The sequence below is a fragment of the Tardiphaga sp. genome, assembly GCF_028290495.1.
Classification (GTDB): Bacteria; Pseudomonadota; Alphaproteobacteria; order Rhizobiales; family Xanthobacteraceae; genus Tardiphaga.
In genome coordinates this window covers 24,757-34,844 of the sequence record NZ_JAQGJT010000154.1, presented here as the reverse complement: position 1 = coordinate 34,844, position 10,088 = coordinate 24,757, and the positions used below count along the sequence as shown (strand labels likewise).

Genomic DNA, 10,088 nt, shown 5'->3' with positions numbered 1-10,088 from the left:
GATGTGTTCGACTACATCGAACGCTTCTATAATCCGAAGCGGCGTCACTCGACCATCGGATATCTGAGCCCTATGGAGTTCGAGCAAAGAGCGGGATTAGTCTAAGCCGGTGTCAACAGAACCGGGTGCAGCTCAATAGCCGGAAATTGCAAAAAAAATCGGAACCCCCGAGAACTGCGCGATCCATGTGTAGCCGGGCAGTCGTGGTAAATTCGATATTGCCGTCGAATGGACAATGGCGACCTGCATTGCAGCAAGCGGCTTAACAGCGTTAAAAGAATTTTTAGATGATTGTGTAGCGAGATGCGTGCGTACTGCTAGCACAACCTAGCGGTGATTTCAGCTGGGGTCACTTAGTTCTTTAGTTTTGGCGAACATATTTCTCGCGGGGGCTACTACTGTCGTGAACTAGAAAGTCACGGCATTTGCCGTGCTGGGGAGACGTATTGTATCGGCAAAAGCGTTCGATAGACGCGAGAGTATCGTCGGCCGATTTGGTCCATCGGAGCGGCTCTGTATCGGCATTGTGGTGGCCGATGAATGATTTGATGTCGGCGCGCAATGCGCCGACGCTCCGATCGATGCCACGCCGGATCATTTTGTCGGTCAGCAGGGCGAAGAAGCGCTCCAGCTAGTTGAGCCATGATGAACCGGTCGGCGTCAGTTGCACATGTGATCGCGATCGTCTGGCAAGCCAGTTGCGGATCAACAGTGTCTGATAGGTGGCGTAATTGTCCATCACGAGGTGGACGTCGAGATCGCGAGGCACCGTGGCCTCGATCTCGTCGAGAAACTTACGGAACCCGACGGCGCGCTGGCGGCCATAGCACTTGCCGGTGATCTTGCCGGTTGCAATGTCGAGCGCCACGAACAACGAAGTGGTGCCGTGACGGGTATAGTTGAGACTGCGACGCGCCGGCCGGCCCGCATTGGCAATATCGGTTGGCTGCGATCAAGCGCCTGGATCTGCGATTTCTCATCGACGCACAACACACAGCGTGCTCGGGGGGGGGGCGAGACATACAGACCCACGACGTCGCGCGCCATGGCCACGAAGTCTGGATCGGCAGAGAGCTTGAACACCTCGATCCGGTGCGGCTGCACGCCGAAGGCGCGCCAGATACGTTGCATGCTGGAGACTAGAGTCTAATCCATCTATTGAAGCGTATTCGTCGCTTCTGAGATAGCTGGCACATTTGTGTGGCGGGAAGTTTTGAAGAAGCATTCCAATTCCGCGCCACGTTGCCTCGATGAAGCGCTTGGTCGCTTTGCGCAGGGGCTTCTTGAGCTTGGCGAAGACCTGCTCGATCGTGGTGAGATTGGGACTGTAGGGTGGCAGGTGCGCACCAGCGGCGCGGATCGCCCGACGAATGGCGAGACCCTTGTAGCTGATCAGATTGTCTATGATCACGGCGTCGCCCGGCACCAGCGTCAGAATCGGCGTTGCTTGACCCAGGTCAGGAAGCTGTCACCATTGATCGGCCCGTCGAGCAGCAGAGGCGCATCGATGCAGTCATGGCGCAGGGTCGCAAGGGAAAGTCAGCGTCTGCCAATGGTCGTGCGGAACTTTCGCGAGCATCTTCACGCCGCGGGGCGACCAGCTCGCAAACGTGTTATGTTGGTCTTGGCCCCGTTCTCGTCGATAAACACCACCCGTACGGGATCGACGTCACCCCGGTGCGCTTTCCAGGCGCTGGCGCGCCAAGTCAGGCTGGTCTTGCTCGCCTCGGCGCGGGCCAACACTCAGTGCCCTAAACGCCGCACCTGCGCCGTCCTGCCTGAGCCTTGAGTTCGGACCGTTCCTCATCGCTCAGTGTCAGGCGCGCCATTTGCCGACTGGCCATCATAAACTCCATGGTTGCTGCCAACATATCCATGGCACAACGATGCGACTCTCTTCAGAATCTATTATGGCGAACTTGACTCGGGACACTCGTGTGACGTTAAGGCTTAGTCATCACGGCGCCGAGGAACCAGCCGCATTTATTGCGCCCGAGTATGCAGGCGAGGATTTTTGCGCCGATGCGCGTCGGAAGAGCGTAACGCTCAAGTAGATCGTAAAAGGGCGAGGCCGCAGTATCGATCTCGTCAATTGTAAATCCGCACTCGCTCGCCATGACAACGAATTCCGTGCGCGTATACGCTTTTGTCCCGACGCTCTCCATGTGGAAATAGAGAACATGCGAAATCGACTGCCACGGTCGCCCTCGGAGTAGTGCATAGCGAAGCCGACAATAAAGCGCTTGGAGAGAATGACGGTTGTAGACCATAACTTTGGCAATGCCGCCCGGCCGCAATACGCGAGCGATCTCGCGCAGGGACTGCTTTGTATCGGGCGCATGATGTATGACACCCCACGAGTAAACCAAATCAAAAGTGTTGTCTGGGGAGGGCAATTCGCTGTCGCCGATGCACAAATCTGCAGCGGCCAAGCCATAAACGAGGAGGCGCTTTTGAACGTTCAAAATCGCTTCATTAGTCAAGTCGATGCCATGTGCGTAAACTCCTGCACGAACCCATTGCAAAAAGTCTGCACCGGCACCAACGCCGACTTCCAACACCTGTTGACCCGCATGCCGAGTGAATTGAGCGAACGAAAAGATTTCCGGCTCAACCCGGTACCTGAAGACTCGATCTCATCGAAGTAGCTGCGGCTATACTTTTCCGATACCGCTGCACCAGCCCCGCAAGACTGACGCTCCCAGTGGTCGGCGACTTCGGCTTTTGATCGCACTCATTTTCTCCGAAACGTACAAACTACACAGGAACATATCACCGCGAGGACAGGGAGACCCTGTGGGGCGCCGTGTTACCGAAAAAACACGATAGTGTTCGGAACGCGACACTTGCAGCCGTTTACGCAGCTATGGCGTGATTATCTGCCGGATAGGTCATCCAGTGAAATCACTATTGCCGCGGCCATAGCTTTTCTCTGACAGCATTCACGACCATGCATCATGACGGGCGCTACAATTGTATCTACGTAATGCGCTTGGACTTGTGGTCAGCATCTATCATTCCCAATGAAAGGCGCGGGCATCGGATTGATATAGTCGGAAACACTCTCGAAGCCTTCTTACTTCACAACTTTGTGCTCGTTCTCAGGCCACGGCGGTCACATTCGTACCGGCAATTTTCCATGCCGTTCCATTATAAGTAACAAGCCCTCCGGTCCCTACTCCCGTAGCCTCTTGGCTGCCAGTTCCGTTAAATACGCAACAATTCGTGCACCAAACAGTTGCGCCAATAGCGCCTGTCGGAAGCGACGCGACGGTATAAGAGCCTGGCCTCACATAGGCCCCCACGTTTACAGCTCCGCCGACGCCCAAACCGCCGGCAACTGTCTGCGCGCCAGTCGTTGGTGAGATTGAGGCGGTGGTTATAGAAATGGCCCAGGATGTGCTTGTAAGGGTTGCTCTAACGGCGCCTGCAGTTTGAAAGCCGACAGTGGAGCCATTAACATTGAGAGGCTGATAGCTCACGGAGCCACTACTGTCTGTTCCGGAAAGGGTCGTGCTCGCAGCGTCAGTCGTCACGCGCAAGGCTTTTGTTGATCCACTCAAAAGAAGCGGGTAGCCTCCATCGGGAACGATAGCGGATACTTGACCGTGCGATACCAGTCCGGTCAGATGGCTAGCGCCGACCACTCCGAGGCCGCCGCTGATAACCACAGCACCCGTGATTTGGTCTATCGAAGCAGTTGTGTCTGTAACTCGCACACCGCTGGGGATCAAGATGCGTCCAGTGCCTAGGGCGGCAGCAACGCGATCCTGATTGCCTATGACATCCACAGTGTTAGAAAAGGGCAGAGGATCGACGACGGCGCCTAACGCCCCGGAGATGACCTGCAATCCATTGCTGTTATTGGATATCCGTGCTTCCGAAACGAAGCCTACCGATGTGGCATCAAGATATATCCCGTTGAAATTCTTTCGAAGATACACACCGCTGCCAGCAGAATTGTAATTCCCGAGTTCGTCGTGAATTCCCGTTGTGTTTCCAACAATCGCAGTGCTCCCGTCGATAGTGCACCATGAAGATCCGCACTGGAAATGGACCCCAATATGGTTTCCGCTGTAGCTACCGCCGACTACGCTGCACCCGTTTGATCCCCAAACGGTGCCGCTGTCAGGTTCGGCTCCGGCAGAGGCTGCAGTAAAAGCAACGCCGGCACCCGCGCCACTGTGGCAATGCCCTTCAATAGAAACGGAATCTATCGCATCTTGGAAGATGGTCCCAGCGTTCAAAATTCGCCGCATGTCACAATACAAAAATGAACAAGCTTCCGTGCTTTCGAAGCTAAGCCCTAGCGTTGTCAGGTTTGCGCCGTCTCCTGAAATGTATGAACCGTGACAATCGTAGCACGCCTCGTCGAACGATATGATTCGTTCTGTTGCAGTAATGCTAGTGCCATCTCCACAATGAATCGGTCCCATGACATTGCAACGCCAGCCGATATAGATTTCAAAGAAACGATTGCAGGCCCCGTAAACACGAGCACCATTGCATTCTATGATTACATTTTGTGGCGGGTCGACTTTCCACACGGGTGATCCGGCCGGGAAAGAAAGGGTTCCGGTCGCGCTTCCATAAGCCATGCGCAGAGGGCGATCAAGACTGGCTATTTTTGTCGCGGCGTCCCATGCCAGAATCTGATATAGGCCGACGCGAAACTGCTTCGAGTGGAGAACTATGAAGTCGCCGACTGTCAAAACGAGGCCGCCGGATATTTGAACGGTATCATCGCCGATGTTGGTCCCGGCCGCTAGTGCGTCGAATGCCAGGGTCGTAGCGTAAGCGGTGAAGACGCTGTCTCGATTGTCATCGTTTGGACTGATTGCTGCTTGGATTTCGGTGAGCGGGTTCAATACGATGTGGCAGCGCGATGCCACTGTCTGTCTGCTTTTCGCTTGGTACTGCCCGGGTCCAAACCTAAGAATGATGCCAGTTGCGGCGCAAGCCACGTTGGCGGCGGCAAAGTTTGGCCAGTCGTCAGATCCCCCGCCCAGAATAGGTAAAGTTAGATCGGACTGTGCGAGTACGTAAGCGCCGCCGTCGACCGAGGATAGGATTGTCCATGCGTTAGGAGTCGCGACCGACGCTGCATCATAGATATAACTGGCGAACACTTCCGTGACATAAGCGGATTCGGGCGCTGGCGATGAAGCGGAAAGAGATGCGCGGCTCGACAAGATCGTCGGTGCAACCGTAGTAAGTTTGGCAGCGGTGCTATTAGCGGATATCGCCCTATTATTTTTCTTCGCTCGCGCTGCACGGTTTGCCGCGGTCTTCTTATTGGCGACAATTGTTTTTCCAGATGACACCAATGTAACCCCGCTAGTCGAAAATGATTGCAATTATAACAGTCGTCGTCAGGTAATAAGTATATCTGATGTCGCTTGTTGTATAGCCGCCGTTGACCGCTATAGGCGTGAAAAAATCCGAAAAAGTGTCTTAGGGGGCAGTATCGGCGCTCACTACTATGGCGTGAGACTTGAGCAATCTTATCAGGCGGACCCAAGGACGTCCGCTTAGGTTTCGATCGATTCCGACTTTCCATGGAGCATTGGCATGCTTCGTGTGATGAAGATATCTCGAAGCTTCGGGTTAAAAAGGGAAGGAAGATCGAAATCAGTGATGACAAATTGTAACGTTTTTTCACGAGCGTGTTGCGAATGGTCCGGCTGGTTTTAATTGGGAGGCGATCGGGCTCCCAGTCGGAGGTGTTTTTCATAAGGGATTCGATAAGTCACGAAGGGCGTTTGGTGGCAAACCTTGTCGGAAAAAAATTAGATCGAAGATTAAATGCGAAGTATGCACGGGCATCATGCAAGACCCAAATCTTAGATTCGCTGCATCTCGTATCAGGTCCGCACGCAGTGTTTCCGCGCAATTGCTCGGCTGTCCGGGCAGTGATTCGCTATGACGCGGTACATGCCCGGGTCTTCCAGCGAGAAGCGCTGTACTTCTGGTTGTCGAGCCACAAGGGGCCGGGCATATGTTACAGTGGTAGATTTTTTTGGTTGGCTACGAAAGCCGATCTCAAAGGTGCAACTAGCGGCCACGGTGTCGCGGCATAACGGCGATGCCTACGACGAGGCGTTCAAGAGCTGGGATCTCATGGCGACGCTGGTGTTCGCGCAGCTAGCCGTCATCGACAGCCTGCGCGCACTGGAGGCGGTTTGGAATGCGCACGCGCATCATCATTGTCATCTCGGTGTCGGCAAGTGGCGCTCTCAGCGCTCGCCAATGCCGGTGTGCGCCGGCCGGTCGTGATCTTCGCCGAGACGCGCGGCTGTCAGGAACGGCCGATCGCACGCTGAAAGCGGGAGGGCGCGCAGATGCTACGGCTGATCGATTCGACGCCATCCCGCTCGATCAGCTTGTCGCTTGGTGTACCGGAACGGCCGCACCCACGGTCGCAAGCTCCATGTAATTTACGATCCCGCAACCGACGTTCGCGCCGGCTCGAGGTCTTACCTCTGTCGTCAATGACGGGATGCTGGCTCGGCAGATCTCGATCGGGGTCGGCGCCACCTACGTGTTTAGCAAGGCCGATTGCAGCTATGCTTGGTGGACGAGGCTCAACGACGCCAATGCATCCTATCAAACCGTATGAAGAAGAATGCGCACTTCCGCGCAAAAGCCGGATTATACGGGAGAAGTCGTCGGTGCCGGCTTCACCGTGATCGAAGCCGCTGAGGTCAGGCTGGTCAGCCATGGTCATTCAAATCTAGCCTTCCCGATGCGCCGCGCTCGCATCATGCCCGAAGACGGATCAAGTTGGCCCTGGCCTCCACGACCTAGCGCTTCGGTGGCAGTTTCGGCATATGGGGCCGCGCAAGCTGCCGGCGCTGTTGGAGCGGCATCACCCCGACAGCGTTGGTCGGCGGCGTTCACGATCGGCGATCTGCTGAAGCAGGCCGGGCTGTTCGCGTCAATGAGGTGCCGGCGCCGTCCGCTGGGTCAGCACAGCCATTCGCGGCGGTGGTTGCGCCGAACGACGAATGGGCCACCGACTTCAAGGGCTGATTCCGTACCGCCAATGGCGCCCGCATCGATCCATTGACGCTATCCGCTCCGCCGGAACCGTTATCTGCTTTGCATGCAGATTGTTCCGGCGACAATCGACGGCGCGCGCCTGGCGTTGGCGGTGGCGTTCCGCAACTGCCGGCCGCGATCAGCTGCGACAATGGTGCACCGTTCGGCGCCAGCGGCGCCGGCGCACTGACGCGAATGTCAGCCTAGTGGCTCAGGCTGGGCATCGAACCGTACTTCGTCCACCCGGCCTCGCCGCTGGCGAACGGCCGCCATGAGTGGATGCACCGCACCCTGAAGCGGTAGAAGTCGCTGCCGCCGGCGGCCGACGCTGCCGAGCAGCAGGCACGCTTAGATGCCTTCCGCCGGCATTACAACATCGAGCGTCCGTACAAGGCGATCGGCGACGTCCACCGGACGATCTTTACAGGCCCTCGTCGCGGGCCCTGTCGGAGCGCCTTGAGAATCCCTGATACGACGCAGACCATCAGGTGCGCCGTGTACGCAGCAGCGGCGATCATATGGAAAGGAGAGTGTGTGTTCGTCAGCGAAGCGCTGGTCGGCGAGCTCGTTGGCGATCGACCGGCTCAACGGCTTCCAGCGCTTCGGCCCGCCCCGCGATCGTCCGCGCGATAAACCGGATTGCCAGCACAGAAACTGTCGACCATCATCCCGGTCTGCAATGTCGACCATCATGCCGGTTGAACAGTGCGCTACCCCCCCCATGACAGGATGTCAGGTCTGACAGGTCAGCGTCTATTTCTTGAGGCTAGCGAAAACTCGGGGCAGTTGGCCCCGTAGGGGCGGGGGGGCCTCAAAAGGACCCGCCCTGATTTTAGGACCAGCGTGTTTGACGCGAACGTAGGTGGTCAAAGTCTGAAGATTCCATTCTATTATCGACTTTGAATACTGATTGGACGAGTTTGCCGCCTTGTGGGAGCGGCCTCGTCCAATCAGTCCTACCTTCCTAAGAACATTATAGGGTGTAGTACATTGTTACACTCTTACTCGTAGGCCCTACTCACCGTATGCCAAGACTGGTCCGACAGCCTGGACCGAATATATCCTCGACATGTCTAGTGGGGCATCTCATCGCCTGCATCTGCGTCCTCGGTGGTGAGCCAATCGATCGGTTGACCGAGAACCTCCTCGAACAGATCCCTCGCATCCGATAAACTTGGGAACGAATATTGATATGGTCGTGCGACCGCGCCGCACTCGCTTCGTGCAGATGGCCTCCTCTTTTCTGCTCCTAGCCTAAGAATTCGTTCGCCAAAATGGGAATTGCTTTGACGCCGACGTTCTCCAATCTGCATTGAAGACTTGACATAATCGTCGAACAGCACCGCAGTTGGAATCTGGCGGTGCCAGCCGTCGCCGTCGGTCGTAGTCAGACCTTCACAGAGGCGACCGTACCAATAGCTGTCGACTGAATCGAGCGACCGGATTTTCTGATCAAGCAACGCCTTCGTTTTTGGAATGCTGCGAAAGTTCACAGTCTTCAGATCGAAGCTTAGCAAGTCATGAAGCAGGCGCTCCCGGCCGCCACTATCCAGCTGGTCCTGCATCTCTGCAAAATATTCGTGATTCTCAGCGCAACGAGGGTGTACGTCGAGGACACAAAATCGTCGTTCGTCCACGCCAGCAGGAACAACCCAACCCTCGTTTGAGGTCATAACGATGCGCATGTAGTTGGGCATTCGAATTGGTTCGCCGCCCTTCGCCTCGATCATCTGATATTCTGATGTAATAAGACCCTTCAGCCGCCCCTCGGCCGACTTGTCGCCGGCCCATACAGCTTCGTCGGGTTGCATTAGAAGTTTGTCCGACATGTGCACGTTGAATTGTCCTGTTACATACCTAGCGTCATCAACTTGAATGTAATGGTCGTTGATGAGAGATCCGAAGACCTCGCCGAGCTTACTTTTCCCCGTTCCCATCCTTCCTCGCAGAACAAGAGCTGTTCCGGCCTTCTGTCGAGGTTGTTGAACGATTTGAGCAAACCAGCCAAACACATAAGCATATAGTTTCGTGTCCCCGTTGCAGATATTCTTGAGCAGATGGTCCTTAAAAACGTGATACGAACCGACACTCGATGGAGCTACAGAGAAGCCGCGCCATAGGTTAAAATAGTTGGGTCGACTCGGATGGCCATCTGGATTTGGAAAGAATTCAATTCCCTCATACTGGCGTCGTTGCGGATGGGATATCCAAGCAGCTCCTAATGGGACCAACTTGGTATTTCCTGCAGCATCAGTAATTTGGGTCTTTCGATTGCAGAACCATGCCTTATGCGCATCAAGCGAACGAATTTGAATCGGCCTTTTGGGGTCATCGATAATGATGACTGCCTTGCTCCCCCACATCGCCAAAGCGTGTTTTTCATTAATCTCGGCAATTTCCGGAGAGATGATGTTTTCAACAAGGTCAGCTATCAATTTGGCGTTTTCTTTCAGTTGGTGGGTTGTCTGCACGTTTTGAGTCCTGTCCGCACGCAGCCGTGCGCATTCGAAAACCGCATAAGTTTTCAAGCGTGCTGCGCGTAAGTGGGATTTAATAAAACTGACTGGCGAGACTGTTAGCAAAAATGCCAGCGTGAAGTTTCCCGCCGAGACGAGACTGGTTTTAGGCGTAGGAACGAAGTTTTTCGACGAATGCCGCAATAGATGCCGCAGGAACCCTAGTGCAGCGACCGATCTTAACCGTCTCAAGCTGTTGTTTGCGAATGAGCTCGTAGATAGTGCTTCGACCGACGCGCAGTTCATCTGCCGTCTCGATAATCGTTCGAAGCAATCCCTTCGAGTTAGTCCGGTGGTTGCCTTCGTTCATGGTTCGCTAGTGCCCGTATGTTGCCAGCGTTGTTTGCTGGTGGTTGTCTCGAATCAACCTACGGAGAGTTCGCAACATAGCAATAGCACCCTGATCATCCTGAAGAGATCCGCCTGCGCTGCAGTGGTTTCGGAGATTCTCAGGGAAGACGTTGAGGTCTACCGAAGCTCGCCATTTGCGCGCTGGTGATTCGCGACGTCCGCCAACGTCCAGGGCGAGCT

At 55.3% G+C, this 10,088-nt stretch carries 7 protein-coding genes and 1 pseudogene; 2 read left to right on the top strand and 6 right to left on the bottom strand.

All coding sequences use genetic code 11. The features are described 5' to 3' along the window. Nucleotides 1-105, top strand: a 105-nt coding sequence (locus JWQ24_RS23000; RefSeq protein WP_299812960.1) for an IS3 family transposase, incomplete at its 5' end; no start/stop codon positions are given. Nucleotides 106-361: 256 nt separating this feature from the next. On the opposite strand, the pseudogene JWQ24_RS22995 reads toward JWQ24_RS23000, so the two are convergent. The 3 genes and pseudogenes from JWQ24_RS22995 to JWQ24_RS22985 all read right to left on the bottom strand — a co-directional run. Further along, nucleotides 362-1,137, bottom strand: a pseudogene (locus JWQ24_RS22995) (IS630 family transposase); the annotation flags it as partial. An 806-nt stretch (nt 1,138-1,943) separates the two neighbouring features. Next, nucleotides 1,944-2,603: a class I SAM-dependent methyltransferase gene (locus tag JWQ24_RS22990; protein ID WP_299812958.1), complete on the bottom strand. Its 660-nt coding sequence runs from the start codon at nt 2,601-2,603 to the stop codon at nt 1,944-1,946. Nucleotides 2,604-3,101: 498 nt separating this feature from the next. Beyond that, nucleotides 3,102-5,324 carry a hypothetical protein gene (locus JWQ24_RS22985; RefSeq protein WP_299812940.1) on the bottom strand — a complete coding sequence of 741 codons (2,223 nt, stop codon included), beginning with the start codon at nt 5,322-5,324 and terminating at the stop codon, nt 3,102-3,104. Nucleotides 5,325-5,922: 598 nt separating this feature from the next. On the opposite strand from JWQ24_RS22985, the gene JWQ24_RS22980 reads away from it, so the two are divergent. After that, nucleotides 5,923-6,276, top strand: a complete 354-nt coding sequence (locus tag JWQ24_RS22980; RefSeq protein ID WP_366521461.1) for a DUF4372 domain-containing protein — start codon at nt 5,923-5,925, stop codon at nt 6,274-6,276. A gap of 22 nt (nt 6,277-6,298) precedes the next feature. Here JWQ24_RS22980 and JWQ24_RS22975 read toward each other — a convergent pair whose 3' ends face one another. From JWQ24_RS22975 to JWQ24_RS28620, 3 genes are all read right to left on the bottom strand, one after another. Further along, nucleotides 6,299-6,727, bottom strand: coding sequence for a hypothetical protein (locus JWQ24_RS22975; RefSeq protein ID WP_299812938.1), 429 nt, complete (start codon nt 6,725-6,727; stop codon nt 6,299-6,301). 1,387 nt (nt 6,728-8,114) lie between these two features. Further along, on the bottom strand, nt 8,115-9,512 hold the full coding sequence (locus JWQ24_RS22970) for a primase-helicase family protein (RefSeq protein WP_299812935.1): 1,398 nt from the start codon (nt 9,510-9,512) through the stop codon (nt 8,115-8,117). Nucleotides 9,513-9,663: 151 nt separating this feature from the next. Then, nucleotides 9,664-9,867: a helix-turn-helix domain-containing protein gene (locus JWQ24_RS28620; protein WP_366521460.1), complete on the bottom strand. Its 204-nt coding sequence runs from the start codon at nt 9,865-9,867 to the stop codon at nt 9,664-9,666. Nucleotides 9,868-10,088: the final 221 nt, after the last annotated feature.